General features: G+C 68.0%; 8 protein-coding genes and 4 pseudogenes. 4 read left to right on the forward strand and 8 right to left on the reverse strand.

Annotated elements, in window-relative coordinates; genetic code table 11:
- Positions 1 to 167 precede the first annotated feature (167 nt).
- A pseudogene (locus C6A87_RS06440) lies at positions 168 to 1,801 on the reverse strand (AMP-binding protein).
- A pseudogene (locus C6A87_RS06445) lies at positions 1,801 to 3,488 on the reverse strand (AMP-binding protein). The pseudogenes C6A87_RS06440 and C6A87_RS06445 overlap by 1 nt, the downstream one beginning before the upstream one ends.
- A 61-nt stretch (positions 3,489 to 3,549) precedes the next feature.
- Between C6A87_RS06445 and C6A87_RS06450 the strand changes: the two are divergent.
- Positions 3,550 to 4,409 (forward strand): annotated as a pseudogene (locus C6A87_RS06450) (LuxR C-terminal-related transcriptional regulator).
- A 3-nt stretch (positions 4,410 to 4,412) separates the two neighbouring features.
- Here C6A87_RS06450 and C6A87_RS06455 read toward each other — a convergent pair.
- The gene (locus C6A87_RS06455; RefSeq protein WP_311116495.1) at positions 4,413 to 4,844 is read right to left on the reverse strand and encodes an Hsp20/alpha crystallin family protein; all 432 of its coding nucleotides are present in this window, start codon (positions 4,842 to 4,844) and stop codon (positions 4,413 to 4,415) included.
- A 318-nt stretch (positions 4,845 to 5,162) separates the two neighbouring features.
- Between C6A87_RS06455 and C6A87_RS06460 the strand changes: the two genes are divergently transcribed.
- The gene (locus tag C6A87_RS06460) at positions 5,163 to 5,987 is read left to right on the forward strand and encodes an alpha/beta fold hydrolase (RefSeq protein WP_311116496.1); all 825 of its coding nucleotides are present in this window, start codon (positions 5,163 to 5,165) and stop codon (positions 5,985 to 5,987) included.
- A 9-nt stretch (positions 5,988 to 5,996) separates the two neighbouring features.
- On the opposite strand, the pseudogene C6A87_RS06465 reads toward C6A87_RS06460, so the two are convergent.
- The 3 genes and pseudogenes from C6A87_RS06465 to C6A87_RS06475 form a co-directional block, all read right to left on the reverse strand.
- Positions 5,997 to 6,994 (reverse strand): annotated as a pseudogene (locus C6A87_RS06465) (SMP-30/gluconolactonase/LRE family protein).
- Positions 6,995 to 7,062: 68 nt separating this feature from the next.
- Complete coding sequence (locus C6A87_RS06470) at positions 7,063 to 8,451, reverse strand: aspartate aminotransferase family protein (protein ID WP_311116497.1); 1,389 nt, start codon at positions 8,449 to 8,451, stop codon at positions 7,063 to 7,065.
- Positions 8,448 to 8,969 (reverse strand): Lrp/AsnC family transcriptional regulator, encoded by a 522-nt coding sequence (locus tag C6A87_RS06475; RefSeq protein WP_311116498.1) that lies wholly within the window; start codon positions 8,967 to 8,969, stop codon positions 8,448 to 8,450. Before C6A87_RS06475 ends, C6A87_RS06470 begins: the two co-directional genes overlap by 4 nt.
- Before the next feature lie 123 nt (positions 8,970 to 9,092).
- Between C6A87_RS06475 and C6A87_RS06480 the strand changes: the two genes are divergently transcribed.
- Together C6A87_RS06480 and C6A87_RS06485 are read left to right on the forward strand one after the other, a co-directional pair.
- Positions 9,093 to 10,589 (forward strand): gamma-aminobutyraldehyde dehydrogenase, encoded by a 1,497-nt coding sequence (locus C6A87_RS06480; RefSeq protein ID WP_311116499.1) that lies wholly within the window; start codon positions 9,093 to 9,095, stop codon positions 10,587 to 10,589.
- A gap of 86 nt (positions 10,590 to 10,675) precedes the next feature.
- Positions 10,676 to 11,872 (forward strand): IS30 family transposase, encoded by a 1,197-nt coding sequence (locus tag C6A87_RS06485; protein ID WP_311113956.1) that lies wholly within the window; start codon positions 10,676 to 10,678, stop codon positions 11,870 to 11,872.
- Between the two features lie 65 nt (positions 11,873 to 11,937).
- Here C6A87_RS06485 and C6A87_RS06490 read toward each other — a convergent pair whose 3' ends face one another.
- Both C6A87_RS06490 and C6A87_RS06495 read right to left on the reverse strand, forming a co-directional pair.
- Positions 11,938 to 13,836, reverse strand: a complete 1,899-nt coding sequence (locus C6A87_RS06490) for an Ig-like domain-containing protein (RefSeq protein WP_311116500.1) — start codon at positions 13,834 to 13,836, stop codon at positions 11,938 to 11,940.
- 389 nt (positions 13,837 to 14,225) lie between these two features.
- Entirely contained in the window at positions 14,226 to 15,089 is an 864-nt protein-coding gene (locus tag C6A87_RS06495; protein ID WP_311116501.1) for a universal stress protein, read from the reverse strand.
- Positions 15,090 to 15,094: the final 5 nt, after the last annotated feature.

A 15,094-nucleotide genomic window follows, 5' to 3' on the forward strand; every position in this document is an offset into this window, starting at 1 on the left:
CACCCGTCTTTTCGTGCGGCGCAACGTCGCTGGCGCGAACGTGAGGAAGCGATGCGCAGGCATCCCGCTTTCCAGTCCCGAATACCGACGCCTGCACCGCCTTTCCGGCGGGTGTAGTTGCGCGGGGAGGGGGCGTCCCTGGTGGTGGGGGCGCCCCTTTTCCCTGTCTAAGGGGTCTGCGTGGGCGCAGCCGCGAACATGCGGGAGCTGGCCTCGCGCATCTCGACCTTGCGGACCTTGCCCGTCACCGTCATCGGGAACTCGTCGACCACGTGGACATACCGCGGGATCTTGTAGTGGGCCATCTTGCCCGCGGCGAACTCCCGCACCGCGTCCGCGTCGAGTGCGGGCCGGCCCGGGCGCATCCGGATCCAGGCGCACACCTCTTCGCCATAGCGAGCGTCAGGCACCCCGATCACCTGGGCGTCCTCGATGTCGGGATGGGTGTAGAGGAACTCCTCGATCTCCCGGGGGTAGATGTTCTCCCCGCCACGGATCACCACATCCTTGATGCGCCCGACGATGTTGCAGTAGCCGTCAGGCCGCATGACCGCGAGGTCGCCGGTGTGCATCCAGCCGTCGGCGTCGACGGCCTGGGCGGTCTTCTCGTCGTCGCGCCAGTAGCCGATCATCACCGAGTAGCCGCGCGTGCAGAACTCCCCGGGGGCGCCACGCTCGACGACCTCGCCGGTCTCCGGATCGACGATCTTGACCTCGACGTGAGGGTGCGCCCGCCCGATCGAGGACGTCCGGCGTTCCAGGTCGTCGTCGATCAGCGTCTGACATGACACCGGCGACGTCTCGGTCATGCCGTAGGCGATCGAGATCTCCGACATGTGCATGTCCTCGACGCAGTGCTTCATCACCTCGACCGGGCACACCGCCCCGGCCATGATGCCGGTCCGCAGCGACGACAGATCCCGTCCCGCGAAGTCGGCGTGGTTCTGCATCGCGATGAACATCGTCGGCACCCCGTATACCGCGGTGCAGCTCTCGGATTCGATCGCCTGCAGCGTCTGCGCCGGGTCGAACGACGGGCCCGGGATCACCATGGTCGCGCCGTGGGTGGTGCAGCCGAGGTTGCCCATCACCATCCCGAAGCAGTGGTAGAACGGCACCGGGATGCACAGCCGGTCCCCGGGTCGCAGCCGGATCTGTTCGGTGACGAAGAAGCCGTTGTTGAGGATGTTGCGGTGCGACAGCGTCGCGCCCTTCGGGAAACCGGTTGTCCCCGAGGTGTATTGGATGTTGACGGGATCGCGGTGGGACAGGCCGGCCGACCGGTCGCGCAACTCGGCGTCCCCGACCGACTCGGCGCCGGCGCGCAGGTCGTCCCAGTCCTGGCCGCCGATGTACAGAACACGCTGCAGCGCAGTGATGTCCGGGCGCACCTCGTCGACCATCGCGACGTAGTCCGAGGACTTGAACGCGGTCGCCGAGACCAGCGTGGAGACCCCGGACTGGTCCAGGACGTAACGCAGCTCGTGGGTCCGGTAGGCGGGGTTGATGTTGACCAGGATCGCGCCGATCTTGGCCGTCGCGTACTGCACGATCGTCCATTCGGGACAGTTCGGCGCCCAGATGCCGACCCGGTCGCCGACGACGATCCCCAGCGACATCAGACCCTTTGCCACCGTGTCGATCTCACGATCGAGCTCGGCGTAGGTCCAGCGCGGCCACCGGCGACGTCGACGAGCGCGTCCACATCGGGATGCGTCGCGGCGATCCGTTCGAAATTGGCGCCGATCGTCTCCTCGAGGATCGGGAGGTCGGTCGGCCCGGCGTCGTAGGACTCGTTCATCACTGCACCAGGTCCTCGTAGCGGTACTCGGTGTCGATCCTGCGTCCGGCCCGGTGTGCGTCGTCCTCGCGGCGGCGCAGCTCCACCCGGCGGATCTTGCCCGAGATCGTCTTGGGCAGCTCGAAGAACTCCACCCGGCGCACCTTCAGGTACGGCGCGAGGTGGTCGCGGGAGTACTCCAGGATCGCTCTTGCGGTGTCGGAGTCGGGATTCCACCCCTCGGCCAGACTGACGTAGGCCTTCGGCACCGCCAACCTGGTGTCGTCGGGCTGCGGCACCACGGCGGCCTCGACGACCGCCGGGTGCTCGATGAGCACGCTCTCCAGCTCGAACGGCGACACCTTGTAGTCGGAGGACTTGAACACGTCGTCGGTGCGTCCGATGTAGGTGATGTAACCGTCGGCGTCGCGGCTCGCGACGTCGCCGGTGTGGTAGTAGCCGTCGCGCATGACCAGCGTGTTGCGGTCGTCGTCACCGAGGTAACCGGTCATCAGGTTCAGCGGTGCCCGGCTCAGGTCCAGGCAGATCTCTCCCTCGTCGGCGAGCTCACCGGTCAGCGGATCCACCAGCACCACGGGCACACCGGGCATCGGCCGGCCCATCGAGCCGGCCTTGACCGGCTGGCCGGGGGTGTTGCCGATCTGCAGCGTGGTCTCGGTCTGGCCGAACCCGTCGCGGATGGTCAGCCCCCATGCCCGTTCCACGGCGGCGATCACCTCGGGGTTGAGCGGTTCGCCGGCCCGAGCACTTCGCGCAGCCCATCGGGCCGCTCGCCCAGGTCGGCCTGGATGAGCATGCGCCATACGGTCGGCGGCGCGCAGAACGTGTTGACCCCGGCCCGGCGCATCTGGTGCAGCAGCGCCGGGGCCTCGAAGCGGCGGTAGTTGAAGACGAAGATCGTGGCTTCGGCGATCCACGGGGCGAAGAAGCAGCTCCACGCGTGCTTGGCCCAGCCCGGCGAGCTGATGGCCAGGTGGACGTCGCCCGGGCGTACCCCGATCCACGTCATCGTCGTCAGGTGCCCGACGGGGTAGCTGATCTGGGAGTGCTCGACGAGCTTGGGCTTACTGGTGGTGCCGGAGGTGAAATAGACCAGCAGCGGGTCGTCGGTGGTGGTCTGCGGGTTGTGCGGGCGCGCCGGCGCGGTGTCGGCGTCGGCGTAGGACTGCCAGCCGGGGACCCGTTCACCGACGGCGATGCGCGCGTACTCGCCGGGCACGTCGGCGAACTTGGCGGCGTCGGCGGCATTGGCGATCACGAAGCGCGCGCCGCCGCGGCCGATCCGGTCGGCCAGGTCCTCGGGGCCCAGGGCCCCGGTCGTGGGCATGATCACCGCGCCCAGCTTGGCGACCGCGAGCATCGACTCCCAGAGTTCGACCTGGTTGCCCAGCATCAGGATGACCCGGTCGCCTGCGCCCACGCCGAGCCCGTGCAACCAGGCGGCGACCTGGTCGGAGCGGCGGGCCATCTCGTCGAACGTCACCTTCTGCTCGCTGCCGTCCTCCTCGACGATCCACAGCGCGAGCGTGTCGTTGCCGCGGGCGATCGTGTCGAACCAGTCGGTGGCCCAGTTGAACGATCCGCTGATCGGCGGCCACTCGAAGGTGTCCACGGCTTTGCGGTAGTCGGCCATGACGTCGACCAGGTGGTCGCGGGCGCTGCGGAAGAGATCGGTGTTGGTCGCCATGCCTAATAGGATCTAGGTCACAGTTGTCCGCCCACCACCCCCGAAAGAGGGTAGAGGCCCCATGTCCGTCTCGCCGCGGTCCGTCTCGTCGCCGCTGCTGCGCCCGCGCGACTCTGACGCGCTGCGCGCCGAGTTGCGGCGGGTCGCGCTGCTCGGCGAGGTCCCGGTGATGTTCGGCGGCGAGGTGCACGGCGACACCCTGGTGATCACCGAGTACCTCGGCGTGCGGACCGCCGGGCTGCGCGGACTGGCGGTGCGGTCCAACTCGGGGCTGGGCGGGGCCAGCATGGTTGCCGCCCGGCCGCTGTCGGTGGCCGACTACCGCAACGCCGCGGGCATCACCCACGACTACGACGGCCCGGTGCTGTCGGAGGGTATCCAGTCGGTGCTGGCGGTGCCGGTCCTGGTGGACGGCCGGGCGCGGGCGATGCTCTACGGCGCCTACCGCAGCGGCGCCCCGTTCGGCGGGCGGGTCACCGATCTCGTCATGGAGTCGGCGCGCAACCTCGGCGAGGAGTTCCGCATCCGCGACGAGGTGGACCGGCGGTTGCGGCTGCGCGACAGCCAGGCCGCCGGCCTTGGTGACGGCGGCGTCGACCCCGAACAGGTGCGTGCCGTGCACGCCGAACTGCGCAGCCTGGCCGGTGAGGCGCGGCCGAACTGCAGGAGCGGTTGCGGATTCTGGCCGACAAGCTGTCCGGTACCGCCGACGAGCCCACCGCGGCGGCGCCGCTGACCCGCCGCGAGCTCGACGTGCTGGCACAGGTCGCCCTCGGTTGCACCAACGCCGAGGCAGCGCAACGTCTTTCGCTCAAGACCGAGACGGTCAAGAGCTATCTGCGCAGCGCGGCCACCAAGCTCGGGACCCGCACCCGCTACGAAGCGGTCTCCAAGGCCAGGCGGCTGCATCTGATCCCGTGAACGTCAGGACGACTTCGATTCGATCTCGATCTTTTTGGCCCGGGGCTCTTCCTTGGCCACGGGTACGGTCACGGTAAGGATTCCCTTGTCGTAGTTGGCCTTCACAGCGTCCTCATCCGCGCCCTTGGGAAGTGTGATGGTTCGGGTGAACGATCCGTAGCTGAACTCCGAACGTCCGGTCTGCTCGCTCTTCTCGGTGCGTTCGGCTTTGATGGTCAGCCGCCCGTCGTTGACCGAGATGTCGATGTCCTTGGCAGGATCCACGCCGGGAATCTCGGCGCGCACCTGGTATTTTCCGTCGCCCACCTCTTCTTCCAGGCGCATCAAGTTGGTGTCCAACAGCGGTCGCACACCGCTCCACGCAGGCAAGCCGGAGAAGAACTCGGCGAGGTCGGGAAACAGCGAGCGGGTGCGCTGAGCGGGAACATTGCTCATTGGGTCCTCCATTGTCGAGGCGACGTTCACCGCCTCGGAGTCGGTTATTCAAGGCCGGCGCAGCGGGGTGGCGTGCTCCGGTCCGCGGCCCTTCGGCCCATTACGGCGACGGCCGACATACTCAGTGTGACCCACCTCATAGTTCTCAAACCCCCGGTGGCGGTCGGGCCCGCCGAAATTGCATTCCACGCGCGTCAAGTCGCCTTTCGGGCGCATGGAATGCAATTTCGGCAGTATCGGTGGCCTGGGGGCTAGCTGGAAGACGCCATGGTGGCCAGTGGCGAGGCCGGAAGCGGCTTGAGCTGGCATATTGGGCCGGTGACCATCCACACCACCGCCGACGGCACCGACATCTTCTACAAGGACTGGGGATCCGGACAGCCCATCGTGTTCAGTCACGGCTGGCCGCTGTCCTCCGACGACTGGGACAACCAGATGCTGTTCTTCCTGCAGCAGGGCTACCGCGTGATCGCCCACGACCGCAGGGGCCACGGCCGGTCCACCCAGACGCCCGACGGGCACGACCTCGACCACTACGCCGACGATCTGGCCGACCTCACCGCTCATCTGGACCTGCACGACGCGATCCACGTCGGTCATTCCACCGGCGGCGGCGAGGTGGTGCGCTACCTCGCCCGGCACGGCGAGAGCCGGGTCGCCAAGGCGGCACTGATCAGCGCGGTTCCGCCGCTGATGGTGCGTACCGAGGCCAACCCTGAGGGCACGCCCAAGGAGGCCTTCGACGACCTGCAGGCGCAGTTGGCCGCCAACCGGTCGGTGTTCTACCGCACCCTGGCCGCGGGCCCCTTCTACGGGTTCAACCGTCCCGGGGTCGAGCCTCAGGAGGCGGTGATCGCGAACTGGTGGCGTCAGGGGATGATGGGCGACGCGTACTCCCACTACGACGGCATCGTCGCGTTCTCCCAGACCGACTTCACCGAAGACCTCAAGAAGATCACCGTGCCGGTGCTGGTGATGCACAGCGAGGACGACCAGATCGTGCCGTATGCGGCGTCGGGCCCGAAGTCGGCGCAGCTGCTCCAGAACGGAACATTGAAGACCTACAAGGACTTTCCGCACGGCATGCCGACCACGCAGGCCGACGTCATCAACGCCGACCTCCTGGAGTTCCTCAGGAGCTGACCGTGGGCCTCAGCGCGGCAGGGTGATCCAGCCGAGATGGGCAGAGCCGATGCTGCCCATCCAGAGCCGTCCGCCGGACTCGACCAGGCCGGTCACCATGCTGAACCGGGGATGGGTGGTGCGCATGCCCGCGACCGCGGCGCCGCTGTCCGGGTCGAATGCCACCACCCACACCACCGCCTTCGGCTTCGGCTGGAGCCGGGAAGGCAGCCGCCACAGGGCTTCCGCACTCCTGGCGGACCTGCGGCGAGCCTGTCGGCGAGCGGATTGGCCGGGGTGACCATCGCACACCAGATCCGGCCGTCCGCGCCGGTGGACAGATTGTCCGGCATCGCAGGCAGATTCACCGCCAGCGGGGTCACGGTGCCTGCCTGCGGGCCGGTCAGCCAGTACTTCGACAGCCGGCGGCCCTGCGTCTCGGCGAACACCAGCGCCGAACCGTCGGCCGTCGGCGTCACCCCGTTCGCGAAGTACAGGCCGTCGACGACCGTCGTCACCGTCCCGTCGGGATCCAGGCGGTGCAGCGCGCCCCGGCCCCGCGCCTCCAGGATCGCGCCGAGATAGTCACCCACTGTGAACGCCGTCGTCGACTCCGTGAAATACACGGCGCCGTCGGCGGTTTCGGTGACGTTGGAGCAGAAGATCAACGGGCGTCCGGCGATCGACTCGACGAGCGTCTCGATCCGCCCGGTCGTGGTGTCGAGCGCCAGCAGTCCGCGCGGGCTGTCGCACACCAGCAGGCGGCCGTCGCGCGCGAACGTCAACCCGAGCGGGCGCCCGCCGGTGTTGGCGATCACCTTCGGCGCGCTGCCGTCGGGCCGCAGCCGCACGATGCCGCCGTCCAGAGCCCCGGCCCACAGGTTGCCGTCCCCGTCGACGACGACGTCCTCGGGCTCCCCGCCGGGAACCGGGACCAGTGTCAGCGTCGCGGCGCCGAACTCCGGTAGCGCCTGCACCGGCGGTGGACGCCACCGCACGGGGTCGATCGTCGGCTTCGCCGTCTGCATCGTGCCGACGTTAGCGCCCGAACCCGCCGAAATCGCATTCCACGCGCGATCGACCGGCTACATCCGAGCTACATCCGCGCTGAGGCCTCGGTGAGCACGGTGCGCAGGATGTCGTAGATCGCGTCGAATTCGGCCTGCCCGCTGATCAGCGGCGGGGCCAGCTGCACGACCGGGTCGCCACGGTCGTCGGCGCGGCAGTACAGGCCGGCCTCCCACAGCGCCGGGGTCAGGAAGCCGCGCAGCAGCCGTTCGGACTCCTCGTCGTTGAACGTCTCCTTGGTGGTCTTGTCTTTGACGAGTTCGATGCCGTAGAAGTAGCCCTCGCCGCGGACGTCGCCGACGATCGGCAGGTCCAGCAGCTGCTCCAGCGTGGCGCGGAACGCCGGGGCGTTCTGCTTGACGCGGTCGTTGAGACCTTCACGCTCGAAGATGTCGAGGTTGGCCAGCGCGACCGCGGACGACACTGGGTGACCGCCGAAGGTGTAGCCGTGCCCGAACACGGTCTGTCCGTCGTTGAAGGGCTCGAAGAGCCGGTCGCTGGCGATCATCGCGCCGATCGGCGAGTAGCCCGACGTCAGCCCCTTGGCGCAGGTGATGATGTCCGGCACGTAGCCGAAGTCGTCACACGCGAACATCGAACCGATGCGGCCGTAGGCGCAGATCACCTCGTCGGAGACCAGCAGCACGTCGTACTCGTCGCAGATTTCGCGGACCCGCTCGAAGTATCCGGGCGGGGGAGGGAAGCAGCCGCCTGCGTTCTGCACCGGCTCCAGGAACACCGCGGCGACGGTCTCGGGACCCTCGAACTCGATGGCCTCGGCGATCCGGTCGGCGCAGTAGCGGCCGAAAACCTTTTCGTCGTGGGCGTATTCGGCCGGTGCGCGGTAGAAGTTGGTGTTCGGCGCGCGGAAACCACCGGGCACCAACGGCTCGAACGGGGCCTTGAACGCGGGGATGCCGGTGATGGACAGGGCGCCCTGGGGTGTGCCGTGATAGGCGATCGCCCGCGACACCACCTTGTGCTTGCCCGGCTTGCCGGTCAGCTTGAAGTACTGCTTGGCCAGCTTCCAGGCGCTCTCGACGGCCTCGCCGCCGCCGGTGGTGAAGAACACCCGGTTCAGGTCGCCTGGCGCATAACCTGCGATGCGCGCGGCCAGCTCGACCGCGGTCGGGGTGGCGTAGGACCACAGCGGGAAGAACGCCAGCTTCTCGGCCTGCTTGGCGGCGGCCTCGGCGAGTTCCTTGCGGCCGTGGCCGGCCTGGACCACGAACAGGCCGGAGAGCCCGTCGATGTACTTGCGGCCCTGGTCATCCCAGATGTGCACCCCCTCGCCGCGGGTGATGATCGGCGGTGTGATGCCCGCGCCGTGGCGGGCGAAGTGACCCCAGAGGTGGCGGTTGGCCTTGGCGGCCAGATCGGTGGTGGCCGCCTGTTCGGTTTCGGAGATAATCGTCATCGTGTACCCCAATTGTATTGCTGTTTAACAAGTCTCAAGTAAACAAGGGTTTCGGTTGATATCACTCCCGGCAAGGCGCGGATCTGGGTGTTCAGAAGTTCCAGCAGGTGGTCGTCGTCCTCGCAGACAACCTCGGCGATGGCGTCGAACGAGCCCGCGGTGAGCACCACGTAGTCGACGGCTTCCATCGTGGCGAGCTTCTCGGCGATCTTGGTGGTGTCGCCGGTGCATTTGATGCCGATCATCGCCTGGCGCGCGAAGCCGAGTTGCATCGGATCGGTGACGGCCACGATCTGCATCACGCCGGCGTCGACCATGCGCTGGACCCGCTGCCGCACCGCCGCCTCCGACAGGCCGACGGCCTTTCCGATGCCTGCGTACGAGCGGCGGCCGTCCTGCTGCAGCTTCTCGATGATGGCCTTCGACAGCTCGTCGAGCTGGAACGCGGCGCCCGGGCGGGATTCACTGACGCGGAACGAGACGGGACCGACGGCGTGCGGCATCCCGGGGTTGGCCATGCCAGTGATTGTGCACGGAATCCGTCGTCACAGGCAACCATCACCATGAAATCACGCGTCCAGAGCGGTTGACGCTGCCGTAATGCGTAGCCCGGCTGATGGGGGCGCGATACCGTAGGACGCATGACCGCAGTTTCGTCCCCACCCGTATTGGCAGGCAGTTGGATCGATGGTGCCCCGGTGTCCACCGGCGGCCCCACGCACGTCGTGGTGAGTCCCGCGACCGGCAGGCCGGTGGCCGAGTACCAGCTGGCGCAGCCGGCCGACGTCGACGCCGCGGTGAGTTCGGCGCGGTCGGCGCTGCGTGGTTGGTCCACCGCGACCCCGGCCGAGCGTTCGGCGGTGCTGGCCAAGCTCGCCAAACTGGCCGACGAGGCGTCGGCGGACCTGGTTGCCGAGGAGGTCAGCCAGACCGGCAAGCCGGTGCGGCTGGCCACCGAGTTCGACGTCCCCGGCAGCGTCGACAACATCGACTTCTTCGCCGGCGCAGCTCGCCACCTCGAAGGCAAGGCCTCCGGCGAGTACTCCGCGGACCACACCTCGTCGATCCGGCGCGAGGCCGTCGGCGTGGTCGCCACCATCACCCCGTGGAACTATCCGCTGCAGATGGCGGTGTGGAAAGTGCTTCCCGCACTGGCCGCCGGATGTTCGGTGGTGATCAAGCCCGCCGAGATCACCCCGCTGACGACGCTGACGCTGGCCCGGCTGGCCGGTGAGGCGGGCCTGCCGCCCGGAGTGTTCAACGTGGTGACCGGGGGCGGCGCCGACGTCGGCACCGCGCTGGCCGGGCACGCCGGCGTCGACATGGTCACGTTCACCGGGTCCACGCCCGTGGGGCGCCGGGTGATGGCCGCGGCCGCCGTGCACGGGCACCGCACCCAGCTGGAGCTCGGCGGCAAGGCGCCGTTCGTGGTGTTCGATGACGCCGATCTGGACGCCGCGATCCAGGGGGCCGTCGCCGGATCGCTGATCAACACCGGGCAGGACTGCACCGCCGCGACCCGCGCCATCGTCGCGCGCCCGCTGTACGACGACTTCGTGGCCGGGGTGGCCGAGCTGATGGGCAAGGTCGTGATCGGTGATCCGCACGACCCCGACACCGACCTGGGGCCGCTGATCACGCTCGCGCACCGGGCCAAGGTCGCCGGCATGGTCGAGCGGGCGCCGGGGGAGGGCGGCCGTGTGGTGACCGGTGGGGTGGCGCCGGAGGGCCCCGGGTCGTTCTACCGGCCGACGTTGATCGCCGACGTGGCGGAGTCCTCCGAGGTCTGGCGCGACGAGATCTTCGGGCCGGTGCTGGCGGTGCGCTCGTTCACCGACGACGACGACGCGATCCGGCAGGCGAACGACACCGCCTACGGGCTGGCGGCGTCGGCATGGACGCGGGATGTGTACCGCGCGCAGCGGGCCTCGCGGGAGATCCACGCGGGCTGTGTGTGGATCAACGACCACATCCCGATCATCTCGGAGATGCCGCACGGCGGGTTCGGCGCGTCGGGCTTCGGCAAGGACATGAGCCAGTACTCGCTCGAGGAGTACCTGTCGATCAAACACGTGATGAGCGACATCACCGGTGTGGCCGACAAGGCTTGGCACCGCACGATTTTCACCAAGCGCTGAGCCGCGCGGAATAGCGTTCCTGGCCGCTCTCCCGGCGGCGGATTCATACGGTCATTGCAACATCGGGCGGTTTGAGGAGTTGCTGAGTGACCAGTGGTCGGCGGTTCGGGTGTGAGGTTCGGCGCGAGTTTTACGACCGGGTGTGTGCTGGTGCGCCGGTCAAGCACGCGGCTGTGGAGTTGGGCGTGTCTTTCCAGGCCGGCTACCTGTGGTGGCGCAAGGCTGGCGCGATGCGACTGCTCAATGGCAACGGTGGATCAGGTTTGGCTGAACCGGGTGATCTGACCCGGGTCGGTGGACCGGGGCGGCGGCTCAGTTTCGACGAACGTGTGGTGATCATGCGGGGTCTCGACGCGGGGTTGGGCTACGCCGCGATCGGGGCGAAGCTGGGCCGAGATCGCTCGGTCATCTGGCGCGAAGTGTCTCGCAACCGCACCGACGACGGGGACTACCACGCCCACGTGGCCCACGCCCGGGCCGCGCGGGCTGCGCGCCGGCCCAAGTCGTTCAAGCTGTCTGACCCGAACCTGTGCGCGGCGGTCGAAGCGTGGATGGACGACGGGTGGAGCCCCAAGCTGATCGCTGAGGTGTTGGCCCGTGATCACCCTGGTGACAAGCTGGCACGGGTGAGCCACGAGACGATTTACCGCAGCCTGTATGTACAAGCTCGTGGCCAGTTGCGCGCTGATCTGCATCGATGCTTGTCCACTCGACGAGCGGCGCGTAAGCCGCGCGGGCATGCCCAACGGCGCGGCACCTTCGATGACGTGCTGCGTATCAGTCAACGGCCCGCTGAAGCCGCTGATCGTGCGGTGCCCGGGCATTGGGAAGGCGATCTGATCGTCGGCGCCCGCGGCGCCAGCGCGATCGGCACCCTGGTCGAACGCAGCACCCGGTTCACCATCTTGTTGCATCTGCCCGTCGACCACACCTCCGAAGCGGTCGCCACGGCGATGCTTGAGGCAATGGCCAAGCTGCCCGATCACCTGCGCCGTTCGATCGCCTGGGACCGCGGCAGCGAGATGGCCCGCTGGCAGGACATCTCGCTGCAGCTTCAAGCGCCGGTGTACTTCTGCGACCCGCACGCGCCCTGGCAGCGTGGCAGCAACGAGAACACCAACCGGCTGCTGCGCCACTGGTTTGAGAAGGGCACTGATCTGAGCGTCTACACCAAAGCCGACCTGCAAGCCGTCGCCGACAAACTCAACACCCGACCACGCCCCACCCTTGACCTCGACACCCCCGCCCAGCGCATGGCCGCTCTGATTAGCCAAGCAGCCTAAGCGTTGTCATAACCACTTGACTTTGAGGGCGTAAAACGCGGCCAGGAATGCTATTCCGCGGTGGTTTAGAGGGCGGTTGGTGTCGTCGGCAGGATCGGTCCGGTCTCGCTGTAGGTGTCGACGGGGGTCACGGTGACCAGGCCCGTGTCGGAGATCGTGAGGGTGAACACCGACCAGAAGCGACCGGTCGCCTCGTCGGAAATCGTGAAGACAGTGTCGATCCCGCTGACCGAGTCGCGCACCGTGACGCTGGCTTCGGAGACATCCCACCCGGCTTCGGTGCTGAGCCGGTGAACGTAGAAGAGGTACTCGCCGGGCGTGCGGGTGAAGATCGTCGTCAGTTCGGGCCCGAAGCCGTTGATGTCGTCGGCGGCGAGGTTGGCGGCCAATGCACCGTCGGATTGGGCAAGGTTCTTGTTGCCGTAATAGAGGTGGAACTGCCCGTTGCCTCCGATACCGGGCCCCAGAAGGTGTGAGTCCAGATCTCTCGGCGCTGCGCCCCAAAGCAGTTCGATGGTGATGTTGTCGATGTTCGGGGTGACGGCGACGGTGAAGGTCTGGCTCACGGCGCCGCCGTTACCGTCGGACACCGTCACGGTGAAGGTGTCGGTGGCAGGTCCGCCCTGCCCGGCCGCGGCGCGGGCCTCGGCGGTGGGGGTGTAGACGAACGCCCCGTCGACGATGGTCACGGTGCCCCGCGACGGCGTGGTGACCTCATAGGTCAGCGCGTCGCCGTCGACGTCTGCTGCGTTCAGGTCCGCGGTGACCACACCGGTGGTCGAATCGGTCGCCGGTCTGTCCGGATTGATCGTGGGTGCGTCGTTGACGGCGCCGACGGCGATGGCGACGGTGGCCGTGGACGCGTGCCCGCCGCGGAAGAGCAGGCTGATCAGGCCGTGGACATGCCAGGGGCTGGCTTCGTCGGAGATGGTGTAGGTGAACGTGTCGGTGCCGTGGAAGTCGGCGTTCGGTGTGTAGGTGAAGGTGCCGTCGGGGTTGAGGACGACGGTGCCGTTGGCGGGTTGGGTGTACTTGGTGATCGTCAGCGGGTCGTCGTTGGGGTCGGTGTCGTTGGCCAGCACCGGGATCGTGGCTGGCACGTCCTCGCTGGTGGTCGCTGTGTCCGCGACCGCATAGGGCGCGCTGTTGAAGAAGGTGCGGTGGATCTCGCGGTGCACGAAAGCCAGTACGCCCCAGAGAATCGGCGGATCGGTCGGCGTGCCGGGCGCCGGTGAGAACAGCATGTTGAGGGCTTCGACGGCGATGTTGATCAGGGCGAACGGTGCGCCGAGAAGCGCGCCGATCGGGGTGACCGGCTGACGGACCAGCGGCGCCGGTGCCGGCGCGCCCGGGGACTCGACCGCCGATGTGGACTCTGGTGAGCTGTCCTCTGGGACAGCGGGATTGGCGACCGCGACGACGTCCGCGGCCGGGCTTTCGTGCCCTGTCGGTTCGGAATCATCAACCGGGTCCGCGATCTGCGACGCGTCGTCCACGGTGTCTTCCGCACCTGCCGGTTCTTCTCCGACCGGTGGTGCGGCGCTGGAATCCCGGACCTCTGGGGCCGGATCGGGGAGCTCGTCCTCGACGGGTTCGTCCTCGACGGGTTCCGGGTCGACGGGTTCCGGGTCGACGGGCTCGGAGTCGACGGGCTCGGGGTCGGCGGGGTCGGCGATGTCGTCGTCTACATCGATGTCCTCGTCGGTCTCCTCGACATCCTCGGTGGATTCGTCGGTGCCGTCCGAGTCGTCGGTGTCGTCCGAGTGGGCTCCGGTGGCGGGTGTGTGGGTCGGCGATTCGGTGGCCGCAGAGTCCGCAGAGTCCGCAGAGTCCGAAGGGGACGCCGAGGAGCTTGTGGCCTCGCTCGTGGAAGTCTCTGCCCCGGCGGGACTGGCGATGGCCGTGCCGATCCCGAGCACCACCGCCAGCGCGCCGACGCGACCGATGTATTTCGCATAACCCATGACACTCTCCCCGCGTAGATGTCCGTGGCACTACTGGCGGAGCAGATGGTACGGGATGGCATTCGGATTTGCTATATCAAGATCAACCGCAGGTGGGCTGAGCTTCACGGCGCTGCAGCAGAGAACGTACCAGTGGACATAATTTACCCGTTGTACTGGTATTTCGCTGACACACGGCAAACTCGCTAATCAAGATCACATACGAGTTTGCTGGATTGTTGCGCGAGGGTGTGCGATGTCGGGGAACCCGCGTTGCGGACGGCAGCGGGCGCACGCAACCGGAAGGCGGCGTGTCGCCGGCGTGTCGCGTCCCGGTGGCGCGAGCGTGCACCTCCAGTAGTCACCGAGCGGCGCGCACTACCGGGAACGCACGTTCGCGGCGAAGTCGACTATCGCGGCTCGTGCGGCACCACGACCACCGGCACGTCGACGCCGGCGAGAATCCGGGCGGCCGTCGACCCCAGGAAGACCCGTCGCGGCGCGGCGAATCGGCTCGACCCGACGATCAACAGATCGCCGTCCTCCCACCGGAGTTTCTTCAGCGCCGACTCCAGCGTCATCCCGTCAGCCACCATCGACGCGATCTCCGGCGAATCGGGCAGGGCACGCGCGGCGACCTCCAGGTTCTTCTCGGCGGCCGTCCGCTGCAGCGCCCGCACCTCGAGCGCGCTGCCGGCCTCGGCGAGGTTCTCCGCCGACACCAGCGAGAGCATCCGGATCCGCAGACCGGCCTCACCGGCCAACCCGATCGCGAACGGCAGCGGGTTGTCGTCGCCGGGCTTGGTGGGCACCGCCGCCGTGACCTCTAGAAACTTCTCGTCGGGATCTTCGGCGTACCCGCGCGGCGCGAGCGCCACCGGGATCGGCGACGAGTGCAGCAGCGACCCGGTGACCGGCCCGATGGTGTGCCCGCCGAAGAATCCGTCCCGCGCACCGCCGACGACGATCATCTCCGACGACTTCTGCTCCGCGACCTCGATCAGGGTCTGCGCGAACGATTCTCCGACGAGCACCGACGACCCCGCGGTGATCCCGTCGGCGGCCAGCGCGGCCACCGCCCTGCCGATCCACTGTTCTCCGCGGTGGATCAGCATCTCCTGGTACTCCAGCCGACCAGGATGGCCGTCGGGCAGTTCTTCCCGGACGACGAGCACCACGTCGACGGACGCGTCGAAGGTCCGGGCCATCGCACTGGCCAATGCGATTCCGTCGTCACCGGTGGGTGTCGCGAGGTATCCGACTGTCAGATGCATTGCAG

The organism is Mycobacterium sp. ITM-2016-00317 (assembly GCF_002968295.1).
Taxonomy (GTDB): Bacteria; Actinomycetota; Actinomycetes; order Mycobacteriales; family Mycobacteriaceae; genus Mycobacterium.